Genomic DNA, 26,939 nt, shown 5'->3' with positions numbered 1-26,939 from the left:
CGGCGCGTGGGGGATATAGCGCGCGCGCCGGTTCCTGCAAACCGGAATCTTGTGTGGATACAATGTGGCTTAAGCGCCGATCAAGCGCCCCTCAGCGCTTGGTCTTTTTGGCCTCCAGGCGCGCGATCAGGCTGGAGGTATCCCAGCGGCCGCCGCCCATCTGCTGCACTTCGGCATAATACTGATCAACGGCGGCGGTCACCGGCAGCGAAGCGCCGTTGCGGCGCGCCTCGGCCAGGCAGATACCCAGATCCTTGCGCATCCAATCAACCGCAAACCCGAACTCGAATTTGCTTTCCGCCATGGTCTTGTGGCGATTATCCATCTGCCAGGATTGGGCGGCTCCCTTGGAAATCACCTCTACAACCTTCACGATATCAAGGCCGGCAGCCCGGCCGAATGCCAGGGCTTCCGAGAGGCCTTGGACCAGACCGGCGATGCAAATCTGATTGACCATCTTGGTCAGTTGTCCGGCGCCGGCCTCGCCCAGCAGGGCCTGCATCTTGGCATAGGATTGGATCACCGGTTTTACGCGCTCGTAGACCTCGGCTTCACCGCCGCACATGATGGTAAGCTGGCCGTTTTCGGCACCGGCCTGGCCACCTGAAACCGGGGCATCCACAAAGCCCAAACCAGCCGCCTTGGCTTTGGCGTAAAGCTCGCGCGCCACATCTGCGGAAGCCGTTGTGTGGTCAACAAAAACCGCATTCTTCTGCATGCCGGCAAACGCGCCGGTATCGCCATAAACCACCGAGCGGAGATCGTCGTCGTTGCCAACGCAGGCCATCACGAATTCGGCCCCCATTGCGGCCTCTTTGGGCGATGCCGCGGCCGTGCCGCCATGCTGCGCTGCCCATTTCCCAGCCTTCTCGGCAGTGCGGTTCCAAACCGTGACGCTATGCCCGGCTTTCACCAGATGTCCGGCCATCGGGTAACCCATCACGCCTAATCCGATGAATGCGACCTTTGCCATGGTTTCCCCTAACATTGTGTTTTATATGGATATATTACATTTTGATAATACTGTTGCATGGCGCAGAATGCTTGGCAACAGCTCCGGTTTTCCGACTCGGAACATTCCCAAGGGTAATCCGGGGAAAACAGAAACAATTAGCGCTTGAATTAACCTTTTATTTATCATATATCAGTTACAGAGAAGCTATGTTTCCGCATGGGAGAAACCCATAATGCCGCTGAATAGCATTGGCGCTTTGGTCGCCAACGCGGGCAGTAGCGGCGCGGTAGCGCGTGAAGCCCGCGAGAGTTACAACGAGAGTTCCAGCGCAAAAGCGTCCAGCTTTTCTGCGTCTTCAACTGTCGTCCGCGGCAACGCAGATGATGGTCCCCCGAAGTTCGTCGCCAATTATCTCAGCCCGTTCATCCGCTTCGATTCCTCGACGCGGTTGACCTTGCTGCAATACCGCGATTCTGAAACCGGCGACGTGCTGCGGCAATATCCCTCGCCGCGCGTGGTGAAGGAATATGCCGCCAATCTGCCCGAGACCAGCTTTGGTGATAACGGTGCAGCCGACCAGGAGCCCCGCATCATCGGCGCGGGCCAGGATCCGGCGGCGGCCCCGATCGGCGTGATCGGCAATGGCAGTGGCGGCGGCAGCGTCACCGTGTCTGGCACCGGTTCGTCTGGCGGCGGCTCGTCTGGCATCGGTCTGTCCGGCGGCACCGGCGGCAACCCTGCCCTGGCTGCCTTCAGCGCCACGGCCAATTCCCTGGTCAGCGGGCTTTCCTCGCGTCAAGTCGCGGTTGCCTGACCCTAACCTGACCCTAACCTGGCCCGGTTATTCAGCCCATGGGTTTAATCCAGGCAGGCTTTTGTCTGCGGTCTGTTCCGATTGCCTTTTCATCAAATCCGCCGCTCTTCGCCAGCGCAAAGTTTTTTATACTTTTTTGAGGCATTTCCGCCCTGGAATCTGATAATCAGTCTCCCGCCTCGTATTTGAACTCGCGGGATTCCATGCGCTGGATTTTTCGTATCTTACTGGTTCTCCTGCTCCTCGTCGGTGTTGCCGGCGGCGCTGCGTATTTCGTTGGTCGCGCCTCCCTGCCGCAATATGGCGGCGAGGTAGCCCTTACCGGCACATCCCTGGGCCAGCCGGTACGCATCCAGCGCGACCGCAATGCGGTGCCGCATATCTTCGGCCAGAACCGCAACGATACCGCTTTCGGCCTCGGCTATGCCCATGCGCAGGACCGCCTGTGGCAGATGGAAGTGAACCGTCACGTTGCCGCGGGGCGGTTGTCGGAAATATTCGGCCCGGCGGCATTGGATAACGACAAGTTCCTGCGCACGCTCGGCATGCGGCGAGCCGCTGAAAAAGCGCTGCCTGGCCTGAAGCCGGAAACCCGCGCCCTGCTGGATGCCTATGCCGATGGCGTGAATGCCTTTCTCGCTCAGCAGAGCGGCCCGCTGCCGCCTGAATTCCTGATCCTCGGCGTGAAGCCGGCTCCCTGGAGCCCGGTTGACTCGCTGAGCTGGCTGAAGGTGATGGCCTGGGATCTCAGCGGCAATTGGGGCAACGAACTCGCCCGCCTGGGCCTGTCGCGCAAATTCAATGCCCAGCAATTGCGCGAATTCTTTCCGCCCTATCCCGGCGATGCGCCGGTTGCCCTGGCCGGATTGGAAGAAGGCGGTGCGCTGCGCGATCTGTATCGCCAGGTCGCCAAGGCGATGGATATATCCGAATTGATGCGCGTGTTGCCCGAGCCGAAGCCGGAGGGCATCGGTTCCAACAACTGGGTGCTGCATGGCAAGCATACGGTAACCGGCGCACCGCTCTTGGCCAACGATCCGCATCTTGGCCTGTCCACGCCCTCGCTGTGGTATTTCGCGCATATGGCCTCGCCCTCCGGCGAGGCTATCGGCGCCACATTGCCCGGCGTGCCCGGCGTGGTGCTGGGCCATAACGGCCATGTTGCCTGGGGCTTCACCAATACCGGCCCGGATACCCAGGATCTGTTCATCGAGAAGATCGATCCCGCCGATCCCGCCCGCTATATCGCGCCGGACGGCAGCAAGCCTTTCGTCAGTCACGAGGAAGTGCTGAAGGTGAAGGGCCAGGCGGATGTGGTCATCACCGTGCGCGAAACCCGCCACGGCCCGGTGATCTCCGATGCCCACGGCGTGGCGGCACGCCTGATGGAACCGGGCTATGCACTCAGCTTTGCCTGGACCGCGCTGCGCGACGAGGACGCCACCGCCGACAGCCTGACCGGCCTGGACAGCGTGCGTGACTGGAATGGCTTCGTCGAGAATTTCCGGCGCTACGTGTCGCCGCAGCAGAACATGGTCTATGCCGACAAAGAGGGGAATATCGGCCTGCTGCTGCCCGGCCTGATCCCGATCCGCAAGCCGGAGAACGACATCAAGGGCCTAGCCCCCTCGCCCGGCTGGGATGCACGTTATGACTGGTCTGGCTTCATCCCCTTCGATGAATTGCCGCGCAGCTACAATCCGGCCTCCGGCCAGATCGTGACCGCCAATCATAAGATCGTGCCCGACAGCTATCCGCATTACCTGACCAGCGAATGGACCGAGCCCTATCGCGCCATCCGCATCGAGCAGTTGCTGCGCGAACGCAATGTGCATTCGGTGGAAAGCTTCAAGCAGATCCAGGGCGACACGCTGTCGCTGATGGCGGCGGAAATCCTGCCGCTGATGCTGGCGGCTCCGCCGAAGCCCGATCCGCGCAACAGCGACCTGCCGGCGCTGCACAGCCTGGTGGCCAACTGGAATGGCGCCATGACGGTCAATCGCCCCGAGCCGCTGATTTTCCAGGCTTGGTATCGTGAACTCACACGGCTGATCTTGGCCGATGATCTGGGTGCCGATTTCGAGCGGCTGTGGCGGCATCGTCCGCTTTTCATACGCAATGTGCTGGCCAACAAGGATGGCCAGGGCCGCTGGTGCCAGGATAGCGTCAGCCAGAATTCCAACACCACCTGCGCCGCCTTGATCGCAGAAGCGCTGGATCTGGCGCTAGACGACCTCCGTGCGCGCTATGGCCGCGATCCCCAGCGCTGGCGCTGGGGCGATGCGCATTTCGCCCAATCCAGCCATCGGCCATTCAGCAACGTGGCGCTGTTGCGGCCGTTCTTCGAGGCCCAGGTGCCCACCCCCGGCGACACCTTTACCGTGAATGTGGGGCGTAACAACATGGCCAATGCTAAGGAACCCTACGCCAACAATCACGCCGCCAGCCTGCGCGCGATCTACGATCTGGCAGACCTGAATCGCTCGATTTTCGCGCATTCCACCGGCCAGTCGGGCCACCCGCTTTCGCCGTATTTCCGCAATCTTGCACCAATCTGGGCCGAAGTGATGTTCCTGCCGATGACCACCAAGGCGGCGGATATCGATGCCGGCGCGCTGGGAACCCTGGTTTTGCAGCCCGGAAAGTGAACATTCGGCCCGCGGCTAAAACCGCGCCAGGGCCGGGCCGGCTGCAAAATCACCATCAATTCAATAGTCTGTTTACCCGGAACCTATTATAAAACCGACTTGAAACATGGTTTCGACTCGTTTGTCTCCGCATCGCTTCCGGGCGAGCCTGCATCCGGAGGCAGACAACCCGGGCCGGTAGTCTTGAGGGGAATTGCTGAATGCTGATCGTTATCGGCACAGTCGTCGGCCTTGCTTGCGTGCTGGGTGGCTATATGGCCATGGGCGGCAAGTTGGCCGTGCTGTATCAGCCTTTCGAGTTGGTGATCATCGGCGGTGCTGCCGTGGGCGCCTTCATCGTGGGCAATCCGAAGCCGGTGCTGAAGTCGGCTCTGGGCGGTTTCAAGCAGGCCTTCAAGGGCCCCAAGCATACCAAGGACGACTACCTCGAACTGCTCTCCCTGCTCTATTCGGTTTTCAAGCTTGCCAAGTCGAAAGGCATGCTGGCGCTGGAAGCGCATATCGAAAAGCCGGAAGAGAGCAAACTGTTCAACCAGTTTCCCAAATTCACCGCCGACCATCACACGATGGACTTCCTCTGCGATTATCTGCGCCTGATGACCTTGGGCAGCGAAAATCCGCATGAGATGGAATCGCTGATGGATATGGAACTGGAAGTGCATCATCAGGAAGACCATCTGGCCCAGGCCGGTGTATCGGCCTTCGGCGAAAGCTTTCCCGCGCTCGGCATCGTGGCCGCCGTGCTCGGCGTTATCAAAACCATGGGCTCGATCTCCGAGCCGCCGGAAGTGCTGGGCAAGCTGATCGGCGGCGCGCTGGTGGGCACCTTCCTCGGCATTCTGCTCTCCTACGGCATCGTGTCGCCGATTGCGGCGGCGCTGAAGGCCACCCAGGAGCATGACAGCAAATATCTGATGTGCGTGAAGGCCGGCTTGCTGGCCCATCTACAGGGCTATGCACCTGCCGTGTCGGTGGAATTCGCACGCAAATCGCTGATGTCGAGTGTGCGGCCGAGCTTCTACGAAGTGGAAGAGGCCACCAGCAAGGTGCAAGCGATTTAATCGCCGGAGGGTGATGGCATGGCTGCCGCCGAAGGCGAACGCCCAATCATCGTCAAGAAGATCAAGAAAGGCGGCCATGGGCATCATGGCGGCGCCTGGAAGGTTGCGTATGCCGACTTCGTGACCGCGATGATGGCGTTCTTCCTGCTGCTGTGGCTGTTGAATGTCACCACCGACGAGCAGAAGAAGGGCGTGGCGGATTATTTCTCCCCGGCTTCGGTGAGCCGCAGCTTTTCCGGTGCCGGCGGCGTGATGGGCGGCCGCACCATCATCGAGGATGGCGGCAAGATCAGTTCCTTCGGCTTGCCCACCATGATCGTCGGGCCATCGTCGGAAAAGACCGATCAGCCCGACCAGCCGCAATACGATGAGAAATACCAGGATGCGCGCCAGCCGCCGCCGGCTCCGGGTCAGCAGGGCGTGCAATCGCCTGATCGCACCGATACCGGCGCCGGCCCGGGCCAGTTCATGCGCGAGGGTCAGATCGATGCCCAGGCTGCCGCTGAACGCGTGGCGGAACTGGAACGCGAAAGCTTCCAGGAAACCGAACAGGCGATCCGGCAGGCGATCCAGGACAATCCGCAATTGTCGGAACTGGCCAAGCAGATCGTGTTCGACACCACGCCCGAAGGCTTCCGCATCCAGCTGGTGGACCAGGAACAATCCTCGATGTTCCCCTCGGGCAGTTCGGGCATGAGCGACCGTACCCGCCGGCTGATGCAGCAGGTGGCGCAGGCCGTGGCCAAGCTGCCCAACAAACTGGCGATCAGCGGCTATACCGACGCCCAGCCTTTCCGCGGTGCCGGCAATTATTCCAATTGGGAATTGTCCACCGACCGCGCCAATGCCAGCCGGCGTGCGTTGATCGAAGCCGGCGTGCCGGCCGACCGCATCCGCCAGGTGACCGGCAATGCCGATCAGGATCCGCTGATCAAGGATAACCCGCTGGATGCCCGCAACCGCCGCATCGCCATCATGGTGCTGAGCGATGCCAAGGTCGCCAATACCGGCAATGGCAGCAACGGTACCCCAGGAGCCGGCGGTACCAATGGCGGAGGCGGCACCAATCGTGGCGGCTCGCTGCCGCAGCGCGGCCTGGTTCCGCCGCCCGCGCCGCCGCCGCCGCCTGGCCTCACCGGTCCTACCCGCACCAGCGCCCCGGCCGATGGTGGCGGCATCCGCATCACCCCCGCCCGCTGAAGGCAGACATGGCCGAGCCTCCCGCACCGCTTTCCCCCGCGCCGTTTTCCGTAGGCACGCCGCCCTATGCCAATTTCGATCCGGCCTTGTTCGAGGGCGTGCTGCCGCGCCGTGCGATGGCCTATATCGTGGATGTGCTGATCCTGATCGGCATCGCCATCGTGTATCACCTGGCCAGCGGCCTGATCGGCCTGCTCAGTTTCGGGCTGCTTTACGGACCGCTGCTGGCCCTGGCTGCCTTCGTGCCGATTGCCTATCACACCCTCACCATCGGCGGCCCGGCCTCGGCCACCATCGGCATGCGTATGTTCGGCCTGGAAGTGCGGGTCTGGCATGGCGGCCGCCCGGGTTACCTGCAGGCCCTGCTGCACACCATTGTGTTTTATTTCTCCATCGGCATCACCGGCGGCCTGATCCTGGTGGTGCCGTTGTTCCACAACAAGGGGCGCTGCCTGCACGACATCATCTGCGGCACCCTGGTGCTGCGCCGCAGTTCGTGATCACAGGCCTGATTACTGCCCTGGTCACTGCCCTGGTCACTGGCCTGATCACTGGCCGTGATCGACAAGATTGAGTTTTCCCCTGTCATTCCGGCGATGACTTGCGCTAAGGTTTTCATGTGAAACACCGATTGCAAATCCCGCTGCGGCATTTCTTTGCCACGCCTCCCACGCCCTGCCCCTACCTGCCGGGGCTGATGGAGCGCAAGGTGGTGACCCTGCTGGCCGGCGACGATCCCGATGGGCTGCACAACGCGCTCAGCCAGGCCGGTTTTCGCCGCAGCCAGGATTTGGCCTACCGGCCGGCCTGCGAGAATTGCAATGCCTGCATACCGGTGCGGGTGCCGGTCGCCGATTTCCAGCCCAGCGACAGCCAAAAGCGACTCTGGCGCCGGCGCGGCGATATCGTCACCCGGCAATTGCCGGCCTATGCCACCCGCGAGCATTACATGGTGTTTCGCCGCTATGTGACCGCCCGGCATGAGGGCGGCGGCATGGCCGACATGGAATTCGCCGATTACCGTGCCATGGTGGAGGACAGCCCGGTGCGCACCGGCCTGACCGAATTCCGCTTTGCCGATGGCCGCCTGCTTGGGGTCTGCCTGACCGACGAGATGAGCGACGGCATTTCCCTGGTCTACAGCTTTTTCGATCCCGATTTCGAGCGCAGCAGCCCCGGCAGCCTGATCATCCTGTGGCATATCGAACAGGCCCGCGAGACCGGTCGGGCCTACCTTTATTTGGGGTATTGGATCGCCAATAGCGGCAAGATGGCCTACAAGGCGAAATTCCGCCCGCTGGAAATGCTTACCCCCAGCGGCTGGTTCCTGGCGCCGCCGCATGGCCAATCCGAAAACAGCCCAAAATACGAACAATCGTTAGGGCTGTCGCCGCAATTCACCCTGCCCTGAAATCGCATAACCAACGCATAACCAATAATTTTTGTGCCCCTGGGCGTGGTGTCGAGGACACTATGGGGTTATTAAACCGCCCAAAGAACGGGTAAACCGTGAGGGGGAGGCAATGTGGCGAGGTATTCGCCGCGCTTGCAAACAACACCAGTATGGATCCTGCCACCAGGACATATTGCCCTGTAGGCGGGATTTGCAGTTCCCTTCCCCCAAAGTGCCTGTTTACCGATTTGGCTCCACTCGTCTGCCAATGGCTGGCGGCGACAATGGAAGGAAAACACTGTGAAAGCTCTCGCACTGGCGGTCAGGACCATCAGCGCGTTCAACACGGCGATCGGCAAAACCTTCTCCTGGCTCTCGCTGGGCATTGTGCTGGTTTGCTTCTCCGTGGTGGTGCTGCGCTATTTCTTAAACACCGGCTTCGTCTGGCTGCAGGATCTGTATGTCTGGATGAACGGCATCATGTTCACCGGCATCGCCGGGTATGTGCTGCTGCGTGAAGGCCATGTCCGCGTCGATATCTTCTATCGCCCGGCTACGGTCCGGCGGAAAGCGATCATCGACCTGATCGGCACCTTCGTGTTCCTGCTGCCCTTCGCCTGGGTGGTGACCTATTACAGCTGGAACTATGTGATGAGCTCGTGGAGCATCGCCGAGCAATCCAGCAATGCCGGTGGCTTGCATGGCCTGTATGTCCTGAAATCCTTCATCCTGGTTTTTGCTGCGGTGATCGCGCTCCAGGGGCTGGCCATAGCGATGCGGTCTTTGCTGGTTCTGGCCGACAAGGAGGATTTGCTGCCTGAAGACCTCCGCTACAAGGTGGAGGGCTGATCGTGGATAGCGTATTCATCGGCGAAATTCTCGCCGTACTGATGTTCTTCGGCATCATCGGCGTGCTCATGCTGGGCTACCCGGTCGCCTTCTCGCTGGCCGGCACGTCGCTGATCTTCGCGGTGGTCGGCTGGGCCTTCGGCGCATTCGATCCTTCGAATTTCGGCGCCATCGCCAGCCGCTATGTCGGCAGCATGACCAATGAAGTGCTGGTGGCCGTGCCGCTATTCATCTTCATGGGCGTGATGCTGGAAAGCTCGAAGATTGCCGAACAGCTTCTCACCACCATGGGCCGTCTCTTCGGCACCCTGCGCGGCGGCCTCGGCCTCTCCGTGGTGCTGGTGGGCGCATTGCTTGCCGCTTCCACCGGCGTGGTGGGCGCTACCGTGGTCACCATGGGTCTGCTCAGCCTGCCGGCCATGATGCGTGCGGGTTACGATCCCAAGCTGGCCACCGGCGTTATCTGCGCATCCGGCACGCTGGGGCAGATCATCCCGCCCTCCACCATCCTGATCTTCATGGGCGACATGCTTGCCGGCATGAATGCCCAGGTGCAGATGGCCAAGGGCAATTTCGCGCCGCAGGTGGTTTCGGTGGGCGACCTGTTCGCCGGCGCCTTCCTGCCCGGCCTGCTGCTCGTGGCGCTTTATGCCGGCTGGGTGATCTTCAAGGCGATCACCGATCCCAAAAGCTGCCCTGCCCTTGAAGTGACGGCGGAAGAACGCCGCACCCTGGGGCGCGATGTGGCAGTGGCGCTGATCCCGCCGCTGGTGCTGATCGTAGCCGTGCTGGGCAGCATCCTGGCCGGTATTGCCACAGCCACCGAGGCGGCCTCGGTGGGCGCCATCGGCTCTACGGTGATGGCGGCCATGCGCGGTCGCCTTAGCCTGGATGTGCTGCGGCATTCCGCTCGCTCGACAGCCGAAATCACCTCGATGGTGTTCATCATCATCTTCGGCGCTTCGGTATTCTCCATCGTGTTCCGCATGATGGGCGGCGACGCGCTGGTGGAGGAATTGCTCAAGAGCCTGCCCGGCGGTCAGCTCGGCGCGGTCATCTTCGTGATGGCGCTGATGTTCGTGCTTGGCTTCATCCTCGACACGTTCGAGATCATTTTCATCGTGATCCCGATCACCGCGCCGATCCTGCTGGCGATGGATGTCGATCCGGTTTGGCTGGGCGTTATGGTGGGCGTGAACCTGCAAACCAGTTTCCTCACGCCGCCCTTCGGCTTCTCGCTGTTCTATCTGCGCGGCGTTGCACCCGCCAGCATCAAGACCAGCCAGATCTACAAGGGTATCATTCCTTTCGTGGCGCTGCAGGTGGTAGCGATGGCTGCGCTCTATACCTTCCCGGAACTGGCCACCTGGCTGCCGAAAGTGATCTTCGGCAAATAACCAGCGGCCATAACCGCACACAATAAAAAAGGGCCCGTCGTAAGACGGGCCCTTCTCTTTTGCCTTGCGGCAGAGGTTTAGAGCTTGAAGTACTTCTCGCGGGCGACCAGGAACGGGCTGTCGGTGCCGCGGGTACGGGTGCGCAGGATTTCCAGCGAGGCGACAAAGCTCTCGGCGGTCTTCTTGGTCAGCGGATCGTCGCTGTTGCGCACGGCGGTGATCACTTCCTTCGCCGCGTCGGCGCCGGCCTTGAGGATTTCCTCGGGGAATTGCAGGGCCTTCACGCCATGCTTTTCCACCAGGGTCTTCAGGGCCACCGGATCGTTGGCATAGAAGTCGGAAGCGGTGTGGTCGTATTCGGCCTGGCAGGCATTCTCGACGATCGCCTGCAGGTCCTTCGGCAGCGCGGCGAACTTGCTCTTGTTCACCACGGCCTCGGTGGCCAGACCCGGCTCGATGAAGCTCGGGAAGTAGTAGTTCTTGGCGATCTGGTGGAAGCCCAGCGCAAGGTCGTTATACGGCCCCACGAACTCGGCGGCATCCAGGGCGCCCGATTGCAGGGCCTGGAAGATTTCGCCGGCGGCGAGGTTCACCACGGTGGCGCCCAGCTTTTCCCAGGTCTGGCCGCCCAGGCCAGGCGTGCGGAACTTCAGGCCCTTGATGTCGGCCACGCCGGTCAGTTCCTTGCGGAACCAGCCACCGGCCTGAGTGCCGGTATCGCCCGACAGGAAGCCCTTCACGCCGAACTTGTCGTAGATCTCGTCCCAGATCTGCTGGCCGCCCATGAAGCGCACCCAGGCGGCGAGTTCGCGCGAGGTCATGCCGTAGGGCACGCCGGTGAAGAACGACAGGCCGCGATTCTTGCCCTGCCAGTAATAGGCAGCGCCATGGCTCATTTCGGCCGAGCCCTGGATCACGGCATCCAGCGCCTGCAACGCCGGCACCAGTTCGCCAGCGGCGAACACGCGCACGGTCAGGCGGCCATCCGACATGTCGTTGATGCGCTTGGCCAGACGCTCAGCGCCCACGCCCAGGCCGGGGAAATTCTTCGGCCAGGTGGTGACCATGCGCCACTGCAGGCGGCCCTGCGACAGGGCGGGAGTCGGGAAAGCGGCAGAAGTGGCAGCGCCGGCAACACCAGCCAGGGCGGCGCCCTTCAGAAAAAGACGACGTTTCATTGTTTGGATATCCTCCCAAGTGAAGTCAACGCTACACGTTGACGTTGGCCGGATTTTGGCAACTTTGCCGAACAGAGGCAAGCCTCATTCAATCCAAGTCCCGGTTTTTACAGCTTTTTTCAAGGTTTCACGGGAACTTGAAACTGGCTGATTTTTAACCCTGCCTGAAAATCACACTTTGAATCCGATGCGGAACCCGCCCCAATGGCGCCCCTGTATGCGTATCGGCGCCGATGCATCTTTCATCAGCACGAAATTGCCGCCGCCCATGTCGCGGCGATAGCATTGCAGCAGATAGGTTTTGGTGCTCTGGCCGCAGGCCAGCCCCACCGGATCGTTGAAGATGCGGCGGTTGCGGCAATTGGCAGCGTTCCAAACCGGATCATTGCCCTGAGGCTGGCTGTATTTCAGGTTATGGGTGGGCAAATAGCCATTGCGGTCCACCGCCGCGCAGAAGGCGATGGCGGCGTTCGAGGCAAGCACCGGTTCCTGTATGCCCGGCAGGTTGGCATCGGTGAAGGCCACGAAACGGGTGAGGAATTGCTGCGGGTTACTGCCGGGCACCGGGCGGTAGCTGTCATCGAAGAAATCGTCCAGCCGCATCTCGCCGCGCGCGATGGCCGCCTCGAACAAAGCCTCGATCCGCCCTGCCGCCTCCAGGGCAGCCTGCACGAAGGGGCGGTCGTCCGGGGTGGTGATAAAAGCGGTTTGCGCTGCCAGGCTGGCTACCTGGGCGTCGATATCCTGGATCGACTGCTTGTTACGCTGCACCACGGCAAGATAGCCGCGTGTGGCCTGATCCATTTCTACGATGGTGCGGCTCACGCCCTGGGCGCGGGCTAGCTGGTCGCCCGAGGCGCGTTCGATATCTTCCAACTGCTGGCCCATGCTGTCGATGGCGCCGGCAATCTGTTGCAGCACCGTACCGGTTTCCGAAACCAGGCCGACGCCAGACCGCACGGTGTCGCCCGATTGCTTGATGATCGCGCCGATATCGCGCGATGCGCTGGCCGAGCGCTGGGCCAACGCACGCACCTCCTGCGCCACCACGGCAAAGCCCTTGCCGGCCTCGCCGGCCCGCGCCGCTTCCACGCTGGCATTCAGCGCCAGCAGATTGGTCTGGAAGGCGATTTCGTTGATCAGCGTGGTGATCTCGGAAATCCGTTGCGACATCTCGGCCATTTCATTCATCGCCGCTATCGATCGGCTGACCACCTTCACGCCGGCTTCGGCGGTGGCGCGGGTTTCGCTGGCTTGCCGGCTGGCGCGCTTGGCGGCATCGGCATTGGCCATGGCGGCCTCATTCAGGCTTTGCGCATCGGCCGCCGTATGGCTCAAGGAATCCGATTGCGCCTCGGCGCTTTGGGCCAGGCTGCCGGCCTCGCGTGTGAGGCTGACCGTGGCGGCGGAAATCTGGTTGGCCGCCTGCAGGATGGTGCCGATCACCTCGCCCAGCCGGTGCATGGCCTGATCGAAGCCATCGCGCATGGCTCCGAAGGCGCCGCCCTGGCTGTATTCCATCGGTTGCGAGAGATCCCCTTCCGCCATGCGGTCGAAGGCCTGGCGCAATTCGCCCACCACCTGGTCCAGCGTATCGGCCATGGCATTGAAATGCGCCGCCAGTTCGGCTTGCGAGGCAGCGCGACGATCCAGCACCCCATCGGCTATGGCTTCGCATAAGCCGGAAAGCTCGCTGCTGTCCTGCGCACTTTGTTGCCGCACCTGGTCTGCGGCCTGGCGCGCCGCAGCCAGTTCGGCCAACAAACCCTGTCGTTCCGTCTCGGCCCGGCTGCGCTCCATTTGCATCTGCACGTCTGCCTCCGTGCGCAAGCCGGCTTCGGCCCGCAGGTTGCCGAGCAGGCATGGCAGAGCCAGCGCAGCCGCCAGCGCAAAGCCGATGCCTGCCATGGTGGTTCCACCCTGCCAAAGCAGCAGCGCCGCAGCCGTAACGATCAGTGTTGCTGGATAAACGCAGCGCAGCCCGGCCGGTAGAGTTGCAAACATCCCCGATCCCCCCTTCCCCACACGGCATATTGCTGCCGTTTCTAGGAATTATAAGCAGCCACCCAGCTTTCAGCCAAGGTTGCATCGGCCTGTCGGATTCTACATTGGTCTAATCCAGGCAAGCGAATAGCTGTCATGCCGATGCAACCGATCTGTCATCGGAGTGTCGTGCGCTTTGGCTAGGGTCCGTCGCCTAAAGCCTACCGGTTCCGCCCCAGCTTTTAAGGTTAGCAGCCATGTCGCATGATCCGTCTCGCCAGCTTCCTCCAGGTGTTTCCCGCGCCCAGGCCTACGAGGCCTCGCAGGATGCCGGCATCAATCCCAGCAGCAACGACACCATCGCCAGCGTTATCGCGCGCCGCTATGGCCGCCGCGATGTGTTGAAAGGCCTGTTGGCCGGCACCGCTCTCGCTGCCGCCGGCACGGGGCTTGCCGCTGCCGGCAATAGCCTGCCTGCCGCCGCCGAAACCCCCAGCCGCTTTCACTTCAAGGAAATCAGCCATGGCGTGGATCGCACCCATCATGTGGCGGAAGGCTATGATGTGGATGTGGTGATCCGCTGGGGCGACCCGGTGTCCGCGGATGCTCCGGCATTCGATCCCTATAACCAGAGCGCCGAAGCGCAGCGCAAACAATTCGGCTACAACAACGATTACACCGCATTCATGCCGCTGCCGCTGGGTTCCAATAACGGCAATCACGGCCTGCTTTTCGTGAATCACGAATATACCAACGAGGAACTGATGTTCCCCGGCCTCGGCCGCCAGGATACCAAGGAAGCGGCATTCGCCGGCATGACCGCCGATCTGGTGGCCATCGAAATGGCCGCCCATGGCCTCAGCGTGGTGGAGATTCAGAAAAACCCCGCCGGCAAATGGCAGGTGCTGCGCGGCAAGTATAACCGCCGCATCGACGGCATCGGCTCGCTTTGCGACGTGACCGGCCCGGTGGCCGGCCATCCGCGCCTGCGCACCAAGGCCGATCCCGGCGGCCGCAGCGTGATCGGCACGCTGAATAATTGCGCCGGCGGCGTCACGCCCTGGGGCACGGTGCTTTCCGGCGAGGAGAATTTCCACGGCTATTTCTGGGGCAAGCTGGATACCGAGAGTGCCGAAGCGCGCAATCACAAGCGCTATGGCGTGCCAGACAATTGGTATGCCTGGGGCAAGTATGTCGATCGCTTCGACATCGCCAAGGAACCCAACGAGCCGAACCGCTTCGGCTGGGTGGTGGAACTCGATCCCTACGATCCCACCGCCACGCCGAAGAAGCGCACGGCGCTCGGCCGCTTCAAGCATGAAGGCGCCACGGTTACGCTGGCGGCCGATAACCGCGTGGTGGTTTATACCGGCGATGACGAGCGGTTTGAGTATGTCTATCGCTTCGTCAGCGCAGGCCGGTTCGATCCCGCCAACCGCGCCGCCAACATGAATCTGCTGGATAGCGGCACGCTGTATGTGGCGCGCTACAATGCCGATGGCAGCGGCGAATGGCTGCCGCTGCTGCATGGACAGGGGCCGCTTACCGTCGCCAACGGCTTCGAGAGCCAGGCCGATGTGCTGATCGAGGCGCGCCGCGCCGCCGATCTGCTGGGCGCCACCAAGATGGATCGGCCCGAGGAGATCGAGGTGAATCCCAAGACCGGCAAGGTCTATGCGATCATGACCAACAACAGCCGCCGCAAGGCCGACCAACTGGATGCCGCCAATACCCGCGCCGCCAATGAATGGGGCCAGATCGTGGAGATGGTGCCGACCGGTAACGACCATGCCGCCAGCCGCTTCGCCTGGAGCCTGCTGTTGCAAGCCGGGGATCCGAACGATCCCAAAGTGGCCGGCAAGTACCATGCCGGCACCAGTGCCAATGGCTGGTTCGCCTGCCCCGACAATGCGGTTTTCGACAGCCAAGGGCGTTTCTGGGTCGGCACCGATCAGGGCGAGGCCTGGGCCAAGGCCAGCGGCACCGCCGACGGTATCTGGGCGGTGGAAACCGAGGGCCCACAGCGCGGTCTGTCCAAGATGTTCTACCGCAACCCGGTGGGCGCCGAGATTTGCGGCCCCACCTTCGCGCCTGACGATCGCACCCTGTTCGTCGCCGTGCAGCATCCGGCCGCCGATGGCGGCGAGAAATTCACCCAATCGGGCAAGGGCTCAACCTTTGAAGACCCTGCCACCCGCTGGCCCGATTTCAACGAGAAGATGCCTCCCAGGCCCTCGGTGATTGCCATCACCAAGCGCGGCGGCGGCGTTTTAGGCAGCTAAACGGCCATTATTTGTAGATAACAAGGCCCCTGATGCCGGCTTCCCGCCGCATCAGGGGCCTTACTTTTGAGCGAAATCGGGATATATATAGGAAATTGATAGACATCAGACCGTAAGCAATCCCAGCGCATGCGTGCTCGCAAGGAAAAACCCGTTTTCATCAAGGCCTCTCAGGCCTTGCGGCAAAAGGCGGTCAACTTTAAGACCGGCCTCGACCTCAACATCAATGATGAGGTGCGGTCGCGTATCGAAACCGCCATTGCCCAAAGTACCGACACCTTCTCGAAGGATGTGCTGGGCAAGCTGCGCGCCATGCGCGCCCTGGTGCGGGAAGCCGAGGAAGACGAATTCCAACGCATCTTCATCATGTCCAACATCGCCGATCTGGCTTTCGACGTGAAAGGCATGGGCGGCACGTTCGGCTTTCCGCTGCTCAGCGCGTTGGCCAAATCGCTGCAGCATTTCATCAATAAGATCGGCCTGCCCAACACCCAGCAATTCCAGGTGATTTCGATCCATATCGATGCGCTGTATCTGGTGTTGGCCCAGGGCGTGACCGGCGCCGGCGGCGAGACCGAGAAGGAAATGCTGGCAACCCTGCGCAAAGCCGTGGAAAAAACCCAGATCGAGGAAGCCTGAAGCGGCGGTTACGACGCCACGCCGCCGGGCCAATTCCGCACGAAAGCCACCACCGCATCGGCCGGCAGCGGCCGCGAATAATGGAAGCCCTGCGCTACTTCGCAATTATTGCGGCGCAGGAAATCCGCCTGCTCGGCGGTTTCGATCCCTTCCGCCACCACATCCAGATTCAGCCGGTGGGCAATGGCGATGATGGTCTCTGCGATCATCACATCGTTGCGGTCTTCCGGCAGGCCCTTGATGAAGGCGCGGTCTATCTTGAGGCGCTGGATCGGCAGCTTTTTCAGCGACGACAAGCAGGAATAGCCCACTCCGAAATCATCTATTGATACGCTCACTCCCATACGCTGCAAGGCGATAAGGGTTGCGATGCTGTCGGGGTCGTCCTGCGATACGCTTTCGGTGATCTCGATTTCCAGAATGCCTGGCGCGATGCCATGGGTTTTGATCGCGGCATCGATGGCCCGCAGCAGGCGGCCATCCCGCATCTGCACGGCCGAAGCATTCACCGCCACGCGGAAACGCGGCAAGCCCATGGCCTGCCATTCGGCAATCTGCCGGCAGGCTTCCATCAACACCCATTCGCCGATATCCACGATCAATTCGCTACGCTCGGCAATCGGGATCACATCACCTGCCGCCAGCAAACCCTTTTCCGGATGCTGCCAGCGGATCAAGGCTTCCACGCCTTCGATGGCAGTGTCGCTCAACCGGATTTGCGGTTGGAAATGCAGGCGTAGTTGATTGCTGCGCAGCGCCTCGCGTAATTCCTGTTCGCGCAGCATCACGTTGCGCACCTGTTCGGTCATCTGCGCGCTATAGAATGTGAAGCCGTTCCGGCCGGCATTCTTGGCGGCATACATCGCCGTATCGGCGGCCTGGATCAGCGTGTCCTGGTCCTGGCCGTCGCTGGGGTAAATGCCGATACCGATGCTGGCACCAATACTGATATTGCGCCCTTCTATCAGCATCGGCTTGGCCAGCGCACCGATCAGTTTGCGCGCCACGGCAGCGGCATTCTCCACTTCGTCGATCCGCTCCAGGATCACCATGAATTCGTCGCCGGCAAAGCGCGCGACGGTATCCATGTTGCGTATCTGCTTGCGCATGCGCTCAGCGGCCAGTTTCAGCACCTCGTCGCCGGCACGGTGGCCCAATGTGTCGTTGATGCGCTTGAAATCATCCAGGTCGATGAACAGCAGGGCCAGTTTATGGCGCTCGCGCCGGCAACGGGTGATGGCATGTTCCAGGCGGTCGGTGGCAAGGGCGCGGTTCGGCAGGCCGGTCAGGCGGTCGAAATGCGCCAGGTATTGCAGATCCTTCTCGGCTTTGCGGATCGCGGTGAGATCGGAACAGGCCACCACGTAATGCGCCGCCTGCCCTGCTTCGCTTTTCAACGCGATGATGTTGGCGAACAGGTAGATCACCCCGCCATCCTTGCCACGCGTATGCAGATCGCCGCGCCATTGCCCGGTTTCCAGCAATGAGTCGACGATGCGCACCTGGGTATCCTCATCCACGGCCAGGCTATCCAGCACGGCCGGGCGCTTGCCGAGCAAATCCTCCTCGCTGTAGCCGGTCATTTCCTGATAGCCTGGATTGGCCGTCACCACGCGAAAATCCTTGTCCAGGATCAACAATCCTTCGCGGGTGGCTTCGAAGATCGTTGCGGCCTGGCGGCGCCGTTCTTCCTCGGCCTTGGTGGCGGTTACATCGCGGATCACGCCAACGATCTTGTCGCCCATGCCATCGCTGCGCCGCCGCCGGCCCTGGGCGCGCAGCCATTGCACCTTGCCATCCTGGGTACGGCGCCGGAAATCCAGTCCTGCAACCTTGTCGGCAGCCGTATCGCCAAGGAAATTGGTATGCAGCATGCGGCGATCCTCGCGCGGCACCATGTGCATCACAGCCTGGATATCCAGGTCGCCATCGTCATTCTCGGCCAATGCCGACAATTCGATGCGATCCGCCCCGGAAATCCGCAAGCGGCGTTCCTGCAGGCTGAACTCCCAAGGCGACATGCCGGCGGCATCCAGCGCAAGGTTCAGATGTTCGCGGCTTTCACGCAGCGAAATCTCTACATCCTTGCGCTCCATCGCCATCTGGATGGTGGCATGCAGCTCGCGCTCGGAAAACGGCTTCAACAGGTAGCCGAACGGCTTGGTCTGGCGCGCGCGGCTGAGCGTTTCCTCTTCCGAATAGGCGGTCAGATAGATCACCGGAATCATGCTGTCGGGTGCAAAGCGCGATACCGTTTCGATGCCGTCCATATCGCCATCGATGCTGATATCCATCAGGATCACATCGGGCTGCTGCTCCGCCATGCGTTCCAGCACCTGCTTACCCGAGGATGCCATGAAAGCGATGGTGTAGCCCATGCGCTTCAATTGCTGGCTCAGGTGATAGGCTACAACCCGCTCATCTTCCACAACGGCAACACGTGCGGCGCGCATGGCTTTCCTCCTATCGTCAGATCGAGAAACGCAATTCGAAGCGCGTCGGATTGGCGCGATTCACGGCCAATGCCCCGCCGATCTGATCGGTCAACAGATAAACCAATGTGAGACCCAGCGTGTCGCCGCTGGTTACATCCTTGTCCTCGGGAATGCCGATGCCGTCGTCGCTCACCGAGATCACGACATTTTTGCCCTCGGCATCCGTCTTCTCGGCAAGGCCGGCCTGTACGGTAATGCGGCCGCCGCGGCCTTCGGGGAAGGCATGCTTGAATGAATTGGCGATCAGCTCGTTCACAATCAAACCGCAGGGAATCGCCACATCGATCGGCAGGCTTAAGCGTTCGGCATCAACCAACAGATCCACCCGCCGGTCGCTCAGCACAAAACTGGCCTTCAGGGTGTGGATCACCTGCTGGATGAATTGCTGGAAATCGATCAGAGAAAAATCCTTCGACTGGTAAAGCAGGTTATGCACAAGCGCCATCGAGTTGATGCGGTTTTTGCAATCGGTCAGCATGGCGCGCACGCCCTCATCCTCGATCTTGGAGGCCTGCAGATCGATAAGGCTGCGGATGAATTGCAGATTGTTTTTCACGCGATGGTGAATCTCGCCGAGCATCAACTCCTTTTCCTTCAGGCTGGCGGCGATGCGTTCTTCTTTCTGCTTGCGGTCGGAAATATCCACGATGGCAGACAGCACCATCATGCCCTCTTCGGTCTCGATGGGATTGAGGCCGATCTCGACCGGGAATTCGCTGCCGTCCTTCCGGCGACCATACAAATCGCGCCCTGCTCCCATCGGTCGCGGCGTGGTGTCGTTGAAATAGGCATTGCGGTAGGCAGGGTGGTGTTCGCGCAGGCGCTGCGGCACCAGCATTTCGATGGGCTGGCCGATCATCTCCTCGCGCGGATAGCCGAACACGTTTTCCGCCTGGGTGTTCACCATTTCGATCAGGCCGCGATTATTCACCATCACCATGGCATTGGGCGCTGCCTCAACCACAAGACGCAGGCGCTTTTCCTTCTGCTTGCGGTCGGAAATATCCACGATGGCAGACAGCACCATCACGCCTTCATCGGTCTCGATCGGATTGAGGCCGATCTCGACCGGGAATTCGCTGCCGTCCTTGCGGCGGCCATACAAATCGCGCCCCACCCCCATGAAACGCGGTGTGCTGTTGCTGAAATAGGCATTGCGGTAATCGGGATGGTGGGCATGGAAACGCTGCGGCACCAATATCTCGATGGGCTGGCCGATCATCTCTTCGCGCGGATAACCGAACACGTTTTCCGCCTGGGTGTTCACCATCTCGATCAGGCCGCGATTATTCACCATCACCATGGCATTGGGCGCGGCCTCAACCACAAGGCGGAAACGCTCTTCCTGTTTTTTCCAGAGCGTCAGGTCGATGATGGAAGACAGCACATAGCGCACGCCATCGGCCTCGATGGGCGTCAAACCGATCTCGACAGGAAAGGTGCTGCCATCCTTGCGGCGACCATGAAGATCGCGGCCCAGGCCCATCGGGCGCGGCTGCGGCGTAGCGAAGAAACCCTTGCGGTGGTGTGGATGATTGGGCCGGAATTCCTCCGGCACCAGAATTTCCACGGGGCGGCCAAGCAATTCCTGGCGCGTATAGCCGAAGGCCCGTTCCGCCTGGCTGTTGATCAGCACGATGACGCCATCGGCGCCGATCATCACCATCGGATTGGGCGCGGCCTCGATCATCATGCGCAACGAATCGGCAAGCGATGGTGTATCGAAAGCCATGCCGGATGATTCCGAAACGGTCATTCTGACCTCCCAGGGCCTGGACGCCCGTCTATCGGCAGGCTATCCGAAGAAACACCAATAGATAGAATTTAAGCTATCAGCATCGGGCAAAGGTGATAAACACGTATCAGGCTACCACTCAAACGCTGTAAATGTAAAATCACTTTCTATTCAAAACTCTACCTTATTCAATTTAATCGTTGAAAAACAAATGCCTACAGGCGCCATCAAGGCGCATTTACAACCTGAAAGATAATTCTTGGAAAACTTAAATCCGGCCACGCAGCGCCGCCCATAGCAGCGCGAAATAGCGTCCGACATCCGCTCCGGCGGCTTCGCCATCCGATGATGGCAAAAGCCTTGGATCATAGCCAGCGGCCTGCAATCGGCGCAGATGCCGCGCGGCCAGGGTAAGCGGCAGCAGCACGGGTAATTGCGCCCGCGCGACCGGCCGCCGCCGAACCATGGTAAGCAGCCGCTGGGCCTCGAGCCCCACTTGGCGGAAGGCGGCGAAAGCCTGCGGGCCCAGTTCCTGCCGATACACCGCCTCAGGGTCCAGCCCCTGCTCGCGCAGCAATGTGGCCGGTATCAGCACCCGCTCCTGCGCGGCATGAAACGGCACCGCGCGCAGCAGACCGATCAGCGCGTAGGCCTGGCCGGCATAGCGGCTGGTTTCCTGGTCCAGCGGTGCGCCAATCGCTGCGGCGGCCAACCGCAGCAAGGGCGCCGAGCTGGCTTCGGCATAGCGCAGCAAGGCGGCCATATCGGCCATCGGTTCGGGGTCCAGATCGCGCTCACGGGCATCGATCAGGCTGTTGAAATCGGCTTCCGACCATTGCGCGGCGCCCGCAGCCTGCAATGCCTCGGCCACGGGATGGCGCCTGGCCTTTCCGGCACGGATACCCTCCAGGGTTTCCCGCCACCATTGCAGGCGGATCGCGCCCAGCATGGGTTCGCTTACCTGCTCTGCAGTCCGCGCGATTTCCAGATTGAAAGCATACAGCGCCAGCAGCGCCGGCCGCCGGGCATCGGGGGCAAACAGCGCTGTAAGCCAGCGATCGGGATCGTGGCGCCGGCAATTTTCCGCGCATTCATCCGGCACGGAGTGAGACATGCTTAACGTCCTCAAATCGAAGATATCTTGTCGCTACAATAATTTATGCTAGCCTGCCAGCGCTTGATTCGTCTGCAGAATATATAACCAGCAAAAACCGCGACAACGCGACAAGGAGCCTGACATGGCTAAACTGCTTGAAAACCTCTACAAGGCGCTCGGCCTTGGAGTAGCCCTGGTGGTGGTGGCATTCCTGGTGCTGCATGGCACCGCCGACCGCGCCTTCCTCACCTTCATCATCCGCTGGCTGCATGTGCTGTCCGGCGTGCTGTGGATCGGCCTGCTCTGGTATTTCAACTTCGTGCAGATCCCGACCATGCCGAAAATCCCCAACGAACTGAAGCCCGCCGTGGGCAAGTTCATCGCGCCGGAAGCGCTGTTCTGGTTCCGCTGGGCCGCGCTGGCCACGGTTGTCACCGGCCTGGTGCTGTCTGTGCTCAACGGCTATGGCCATGATGCCTTCATGCTGAAGGCTGGCAGCCGCACCATCGGCGTTGGCATGTGGCTGGGCCTGTTCATGGCCTTCAATGTCTGGTTCATCATCTGGCCGAACCAGAAGATCGCGCTGGGCATCGTGCCGGCAGAAGATGCTGCCAAGCCGAAATCCGCTCGCATCGCCATGCTGGCCTCGCGCACCAACTTCGTGCTGTCGCTGCCGATGCTGTATTGCATGGTGGCGCAGCAGAATATCGGCTAAGCCGCATCCAACAAAAAAAGCCGCCGGGCGCAAACCCGGCGGCTTTTTCATGCCGTGTAGAAACTCAGACCGGCAACAAGGCAGCCGCCACGCGGCGGCTTTCCAGCATCAGCAGATTATATGTGCGGCAGGCCGCGCCGGTATCCATCGGTTCCAAGGCGATGCCATGGGCTTTCAAGTCCGCGCGCAGCCCCTTAGGCAAGGCGGCCACGCTGGTGCCGCAGCCCACCAGCAGCAACTCCACGGCAGGCTGCTGATCCAGCAGAGGCTCTAGATTGGCAATCGCGGCATCAGCCAGGGCGTTCACTGCCCAAGGCTGGCTCAGCCAGGGCATTACCAGCATGGGCTGGCGCCAATGCACGCCGGAAATCCGAAAGCCCCCATCGCCATAGGCAGCGATGGTCTGGCGGTCAGGCGCGGCGCGGGGCAACAGATCCATGGCCGGCCTCCTTTCGAAGGGTTCAGGTGCGGCCGCCTCAGGTGGCGGGGCGTTTCTTCTTGTCGTCGGCTTCCTGCTCTTCCGCCGTGCCACGGCGCAGGCGGTTCTCGCCCAGGAACAGCAGGATCGGCGCGGCGATGAAGATCGACGACGACGTGGCCAGCACGATGCCGAACAGCAGCACGATGGCAAAGCCCTCCACCGCCTCGCCGCCGAACAAGGCCAGCGGCAGCGTGGACAGGAACACCGTGATCGAGGTGTTGATGGTGCGGTTCAAAGTTTCGTTGATGCTGCGATCGATCAACTGGCGCAACGGCATGGTTTTGTACTTGCGCAGATTCTCGCGCACGCGATCATAAACCACCACCTTGTCGTTCACCGAGAATCCCATGATGGTGAGAATCGCGGCGATGGCCACCAGATTGAACTGGATATCGGTGATGACGTAAAAGCCCACGGTTTTGGTCACGTCGAGCAAAAGCGTGGCTACGGCACCGACACCGAACTGCCATTCGAAGCGGAACCAGATATAGGCCAGCATGGCCAGCACCGCCAAGCCCATGGCCAGCATGCCATCGCGGAACAATTCGTCGGACACCGACGCGCCCACCGCCTCCACGCGGCGCAACTCAGCGCCTGGATAAGCCTGGTTCAACGCGGCGCGCACCTTATCGGCAGCGCGCTGGGCAGCGGCATCGTCGCCTTCCTGACGGCCGATACGGATCAGCACATCCTGCTTGGAGCCGAATTCCTGCAACGCCACCTGGCCCAGGTCCAGGCTATGCATCATGTCGCGCAAGGCCGGGAAATCGGCATCCTGCGGCAGACGCGCCTCGATCACCAGGCCGCCACGGAAGTCGATGCCGTAATTCATTCCGGGATGGAAGAACAGGATGATCGAAACCACGCTGAGGAAAGCCGACACGGCCAGGCCGATGATGCGGCCCTTCATGAACTGGAAGTTCGTGTTATCGGGAACGAGGCGGAGTTTATACATGGCCTATTCTCCGCTCAAACCGGCAATGCCGTGACTTTGCGGCTGCGCAGCCACGAAACCATCATCAGACGCACCACCACGGTGGCGGTGAACATGGATGTAATGATGCCCAGCGAGATGGTGACGGCGAAGCCCTTCACCGAGCCGGAGCCCAGCGCATAGAGGATCAGCATCTTCAGCAAGGTGGTGACGTTGGCGTCTACGATGGTGCTGAAAGCGCGCTTGAAGCCCGTCTCCATCGCGGCCATCGGCGATTTGCCCAGCTTGGTCTCTTCGCGGATACGCTCGTTGATCAGCACGTTGGCATCCACCGACATACCCAATGTGAGCAGCAGGCCGGCAATGCCCGGCAGGGTAAGCGTAGCCTGCAGCAGCGACATCGCAGCCAGGGTCAGCAGCAGGTTGGCGATCAGCGCGATATTGGCGAACAGGCCGAACAGGCCGTAGGCCAGAACCATATAGAGCAGCACCAATATGGCAGCGATCAGGATGGACAGCAGGCCGGCGCGGATAGAGTCGGCGCCCAGATCGGGACCGACCGTGCGCTCTTCCACCACCTTCAACGGCGCCGGCAGCGCACCGGCGCGCAACAGCACGGCCAGTTCATTGGCCGAGGCGAAGGTGAAGTTGCCGCTGATCTGGCCCGAGCCGCCAAGGATTGGTTCATTGATGCGCGGCGCGGTGAGCACCTTGTTATCCAGCACCACGGCGAAAGGCAGGCCCACATTGGCCTGGGTGATTTCGGCGAACCGCTTGGCACCCGCCGTGTTGAAACGGAAATTCACCACCGGCTGGCCGCTGCGGGCATCGGTGCCGGCCTGGGCATCCGACAGCATGTCGCCCGACACTTCAACCTTGCGCTTCACCACGAAGCGCATCGGCCGGCCGGTCGAGGGATCAACATCCTTGTCTGAATCCAGGATCATCGAGCCGATCGGCGCGGTCACGCTGTTGGGATCGGCGGTGTTATCCAGCAGATGGAAGGTCAGCTTGGCGGTGGTGCCCAGCAGGCGCTTGATGCGTTCGGGCTCATCCACGCCGGGCAGCTGCACCAGGATGCGGTCGCGGCCCTGAATCTGGATGGTGGGTTCATTCACGCCGGTCTGGTCGATACGGCGGCGCACGATTTCCATCGATTGCGCCACGGCGGAACGCGTGCGTTCCAGCACGGCCTGTTCCGACAGCACCAGGCGCACCACGCCCTCGCCCTGTTCGATGATCACATCCGGCTGGCCGCCGCCGATGCCAAGCATCGAGGATTGCATCGGCTGGGCCAGCTTCTGCAAGGCTTCGCGCACACGCGGGCCATCGGCCGGTTCGCGCAGCCGCACGGATACCGCATTGCTGCCGGTGATCGAGATGCCGGTATAGCGCAGATTGGCGCTGCGCAATTCGGCGCGCGCGCCATCCACCAGACTTTCCAGCCGCTCGCGCACCACCGAGGCGGTATCCACCTCCAACAGCAGATGCGCACCGCCGCGCAGATCCAGGCCGAGATTGACCTGATGGGTCGGCAGCCAGGACGGCAGACGGTTCAGCTGTTCGCGGGTGAACAGGTTAGGCAGGCTGAACATAACGCCTGCAAGGCAGATCAGGATGATCGACCAGACCTTCCATCGCGCGAAATAAAGCATGCCGTCAGGTTTCCCGTGATTGGTGCCGCAGCCGAATACCCGCCGAAAGCCCAGCCAGTTCGTTCTGGCCGGGCTGCCGGGCCGGGCTTACTTGGCTTCCGGCTTATCGTCTTCGTCGCCGCCCTTGGCGCGCACTTCGGCAATGGTGCTCTTTACCACCTTGATGCGAACGCCCTCGGCGATCTCGATCATCGCGGTGCCGTCTTCATTCACCTTGGCCACCTTGCCGATGATGCCGCCTGAGGTGGTGACGGTATCGCCGCGGCGCACCGCTTCGATCAGCGCCTTATGCTCTTTCATCTTCTTCTGCTGGGGGCGGATCAGCAGGAAATAAAACACCACGAAGATGAGCACCAAGGGCAGCATCGAGGTGAGAATATCGGTGGTGCCACCGCCGGCCGCTTGGGCATAGGCATCAGAAATCAGCATGGTCTTCTCCGCATGGAAACTTGAGGGCGAAAACGAGAGGCGGACTATAGCGGCGCCGGCCCCGATTGCAAGGATTTGGCGCTTATCCGCGCCATGGCAAAAAAACCTTGGCGATCAATCTTCTGTGCGGTTTGGCGCGGGCTTCAGCCGGTGCTTCATGCAGGGCTTTTGGCTGGGGGTTTTCGGGGCTAATCTGGCCGCCATGTCATACCTGCCGTTCCACCGCCCAATCCTGGCCGTGCCGATGCTGCTTCTGGCCGCCTGCGCCAGCCAGCCCGAAGATGGCACTGCCACGATCCGCTATGCCTGTGCCAGCGGCGGCGGGTTTTCGCTGGCCCTCAACCGGGATGCCAGCCTGGCCCAGCTGGATACCGGCAGCCGGCGCTACAGCCTGGCCAGCCGCCCGGCCGAAAGCGGCCAAATCTACAGCGACGGCATTGTAGTTTTACGCATCGAGAATGGGATTGCCAGCGCGGTGGGGGTGGCCGGCGGGCCCTATCGGGATTGCCGGCCGATCAGCTAGGGCTGGCAGTTAAAAGCCTCGATCAGCGGAACCGCATCACGTATTTGATCCGCTCCAGGATGGCATCGGCCGAGATCGGTTTCACCAGATAGCCGTTCACCCCAAGGCTTTTCAGCCGCAGTACAGCCGTGGCATCCGCCGACCCGGTAACCATGATGATCGGCACATCGCGGTAGAAGCGTCTGGATTTACGTACCTTTTCCACGAAAGCGAAGCCATCCATGTTCGGCATCACCAGGTCGCAGATCACCAAGTCGATCGGTACCCGGGTGGCATCCAGGATATCCAGCGCCTCCGCCCCATCCATCGCCTGGCGGATATTGGAAAAGCCAAGCTCTTCCAGGGTGTCGACATTCACCCGCCGGGCGACGGGTTCGTCTTCCACCATCAGGATGCGGCAGGTCGTCAGTTCGGTTGGCAAGGCGGGCGGCATAGGCTTCGCATACTACGACCGCCCCGGGAATGGCAATACCCCTC

At 61.4% G+C, this 26,939-nt stretch carries 23 protein-coding genes; 12 read left to right on the top strand and 11 right to left on the bottom strand.

Annotated features, from left to right (window positions below; translation table 11 throughout):
• Nucleotides 1-91 precede the first annotated feature (91 nt).
• Nucleotides 92-973, bottom strand: a complete 882-nt coding sequence (locus tag KF827_RS05920; protein ID WP_291001807.1) for an NAD(P)-dependent oxidoreductase — start codon at nucleotides 971-973, stop codon at nucleotides 92-94.
• Between the two features lie 214 nt (nucleotides 974-1,187).
• Here KF827_RS05920 and KF827_RS05915 point away from each other — a divergent pair, with 214 nt between their 5' ends.
• The 8 genes from KF827_RS05915 (at nucleotide 1,188) to KF827_RS05880 (ending at nucleotide 10,317) form a co-directional block, all read left to right on the top strand.
• Nucleotides 1,188-1,769 carry a hypothetical protein gene (locus KF827_RS05915; protein ID WP_291001804.1) on the top strand — a complete coding sequence of 194 codons (582 nt, stop codon included), beginning with the start codon at nucleotides 1,188-1,190 and terminating at the stop codon, nucleotides 1,767-1,769.
• A gap of 203 nt (nucleotides 1,770-1,972) precedes the next feature.
• On the top strand, nucleotides 1,973-4,417 hold the full coding sequence (locus KF827_RS05910) for a penicillin acylase family protein (RefSeq protein WP_291001799.1): 2,445 nt from the start codon (nucleotides 1,973-1,975) through the stop codon (nucleotides 4,415-4,417).
• Nucleotides 4,418-4,617: 200 nt separating this feature from the next.
• Entirely contained in the window at nucleotides 4,618-5,478 is an 861-nt protein-coding gene (gene motA, locus KF827_RS05905) for a flagellar motor stator protein MotA (RefSeq protein ID WP_291001796.1), read from the top strand.
• An 18-nt stretch (nucleotides 5,479-5,496) separates the two neighbouring features.
• Nucleotides 5,497-6,678 (top strand): flagellar motor protein MotB, encoded by a 1,182-nt coding sequence (locus KF827_RS05900; RefSeq protein ID WP_291001793.1) that lies wholly within the window; start codon nucleotides 5,497-5,499, stop codon nucleotides 6,676-6,678.
• Nucleotides 6,679-6,686: 8 nt separating this feature from the next.
• A complete protein-coding gene (locus KF827_RS05895) occupies nucleotides 6,687-7,178 on the top strand; it encodes an RDD family protein (RefSeq protein WP_291001790.1) in 492 nt (163 codons plus the stop codon).
• 119 nt (nucleotides 7,179-7,297) lie between these two features.
• Nucleotides 7,298-8,089, top strand: coding sequence for an arginyltransferase (locus KF827_RS05890; protein WP_291001787.1), 792 nt, complete (start codon nucleotides 7,298-7,300; stop codon nucleotides 8,087-8,089).
• A 282-nt stretch (nucleotides 8,090-8,371) separates the two neighbouring features.
• Nucleotides 8,372-8,920, top strand: coding sequence for a TRAP transporter small permease subunit (locus KF827_RS05885; RefSeq protein ID WP_291001784.1), 549 nt, complete (start codon nucleotides 8,372-8,374; stop codon nucleotides 8,918-8,920).
• A gap of 2 nt (nucleotides 8,921-8,922) precedes the next feature.
• A complete protein-coding gene (locus KF827_RS05880; protein ID WP_367273122.1) occupies nucleotides 8,923-10,317 on the top strand; it encodes a TRAP transporter large permease subunit in 1,395 nt (464 codons plus the stop codon).
• A 77-nt stretch (nucleotides 10,318-10,394) separates the two neighbouring features.
• Here KF827_RS05880 and KF827_RS05875 read toward each other — a convergent pair whose 3' ends face one another.
• Both KF827_RS05875 and KF827_RS05870 read right to left on the bottom strand, forming a co-directional pair.
• Nucleotides 10,395-11,495, bottom strand: a complete 1,101-nt coding sequence (locus KF827_RS05875) for a TRAP transporter substrate-binding protein (protein ID WP_291001781.1) — start codon at nucleotides 11,493-11,495, stop codon at nucleotides 10,395-10,397.
• 171 nt (nucleotides 11,496-11,666) lie between these two features.
• Nucleotides 11,667-13,499, bottom strand: a complete 1,833-nt coding sequence (locus tag KF827_RS05870) for a methyl-accepting chemotaxis protein (RefSeq protein WP_291001778.1) — start codon at nucleotides 13,497-13,499, stop codon at nucleotides 11,667-11,669.
• 236 nt (nucleotides 13,500-13,735) lie between these two features.
• Between KF827_RS05870 and KF827_RS05865 the strand changes: the two genes are divergently transcribed.
• A complete protein-coding gene (locus tag KF827_RS05865; protein ID WP_291001775.1) occupies nucleotides 13,736-15,760 on the top strand; it encodes a PhoX family phosphatase in 2,025 nt (674 codons plus the stop codon).
• Nucleotides 15,761-15,889: 129 nt separating this feature from the next.
• A complete protein-coding gene (locus KF827_RS05860) occupies nucleotides 15,890-16,399 on the top strand; it encodes a hypothetical protein (protein ID WP_291001772.1) in 510 nt (169 codons plus the stop codon).
• An 8-nt stretch (nucleotides 16,400-16,407) separates the two neighbouring features.
• Here KF827_RS05860 and KF827_RS05855 read toward each other — a convergent pair whose 3' ends face one another.
• The 3 genes from KF827_RS05855 to KF827_RS05845 form a co-directional block, all read right to left on the bottom strand.
• A complete protein-coding gene (locus KF827_RS05855; protein WP_291001767.1) occupies nucleotides 16,408-18,852 on the bottom strand; it encodes an EAL domain-containing protein in 2,445 nt (814 codons plus the stop codon).
• A gap of 16 nt (nucleotides 18,853-18,868) precedes the next feature.
• Nucleotides 18,869-20,650 carry a PAS domain S-box protein gene (locus tag KF827_RS05850; RefSeq protein ID WP_291001764.1) on the bottom strand — a complete coding sequence of 594 codons (1,782 nt, stop codon included), beginning with the start codon at nucleotides 20,648-20,650 and terminating at the stop codon, nucleotides 18,869-18,871.
• Nucleotides 20,651-20,897: 247 nt separating this feature from the next.
• A complete protein-coding gene (locus KF827_RS05845) occupies nucleotides 20,898-21,743 on the bottom strand; it encodes a squalene/phytoene synthase family protein (protein WP_291001761.1) in 846 nt (281 codons plus the stop codon).
• Nucleotides 21,744-21,867: 124 nt separating this feature from the next.
• On the opposite strand from KF827_RS05845, the gene KF827_RS05840 reads away from it, so the two are divergent.
• Entirely contained in the window at nucleotides 21,868-22,440 is a 573-nt protein-coding gene (locus tag KF827_RS05840; protein ID WP_291001758.1) for a urate hydroxylase PuuD, read from the top strand.
• Between the two features lie 64 nt (nucleotides 22,441-22,504).
• On the opposite strand, the gene KF827_RS05835 is transcribed toward KF827_RS05840, so the two are convergent.
• The 4 genes from KF827_RS05835 to yajC all read right to left on the bottom strand — a co-directional run bounded on the left by KF827_RS05835 (nucleotide 22,505) and on the right by yajC (nucleotide 25,939).
• The gene (locus KF827_RS05835; protein WP_291001754.1) at nucleotides 22,505-22,879 is read right to left on the bottom strand and encodes an Mth938-like domain-containing protein; all 375 of its coding nucleotides are present in this window, start codon (nucleotides 22,877-22,879) and stop codon (nucleotides 22,505-22,507) included.
• A 37-nt stretch (nucleotides 22,880-22,916) separates the two neighbouring features.
• Nucleotides 22,917-23,876, bottom strand: coding sequence for a protein translocase subunit SecF (secF, locus tag KF827_RS05830; RefSeq protein ID WP_291001752.1), 960 nt, complete (start codon nucleotides 23,874-23,876; stop codon nucleotides 22,917-22,919).
• A gap of 14 nt (nucleotides 23,877-23,890) precedes the next feature.
• Nucleotides 23,891-25,510, bottom strand: a complete 1,620-nt coding sequence (secD, locus tag KF827_RS05825; protein ID WP_291001750.1) for a protein translocase subunit SecD — start codon at nucleotides 25,508-25,510, stop codon at nucleotides 23,891-23,893.
• A gap of 87 nt (nucleotides 25,511-25,597) precedes the next feature.
• Entirely contained in the window at nucleotides 25,598-25,939 is a 342-nt protein-coding gene (gene yajC / locus KF827_RS05820; protein ID WP_291001747.1) for a preprotein translocase subunit YajC, read from the bottom strand.
• A gap of 157 nt (nucleotides 25,940-26,096) precedes the next feature.
• On the opposite strand from yajC, the gene KF827_RS05815 reads away from it, so the two are divergent.
• Nucleotides 26,097-26,462 (top strand): hypothetical protein, encoded by a 366-nt coding sequence (locus tag KF827_RS05815; protein ID WP_291001744.1) that lies wholly within the window; start codon nucleotides 26,097-26,099, stop codon nucleotides 26,460-26,462.
• A gap of 22 nt (nucleotides 26,463-26,484) precedes the next feature.
• On the opposite strand, the gene KF827_RS05810 is transcribed toward KF827_RS05815, so the two are convergent.
• Nucleotides 26,485-26,895, bottom strand: coding sequence for a response regulator (locus KF827_RS05810; protein ID WP_291001741.1), 411 nt, complete (start codon nucleotides 26,893-26,895; stop codon nucleotides 26,485-26,487).
• Nucleotides 26,896-26,939 lie beyond the last annotated feature (44 nt).

It is taken from the genome of Ferrovibrio sp. (assembly GCF_019636075.1).
Classification (GTDB): Bacteria; Pseudomonadota; Alphaproteobacteria; order Ferrovibrionales; family Ferrovibrionaceae; genus Ferrovibrio.
Note: the sequence above shows the minus strand (reverse complement) of the source record. Positions and strands in the feature narration are given on the sequence as shown.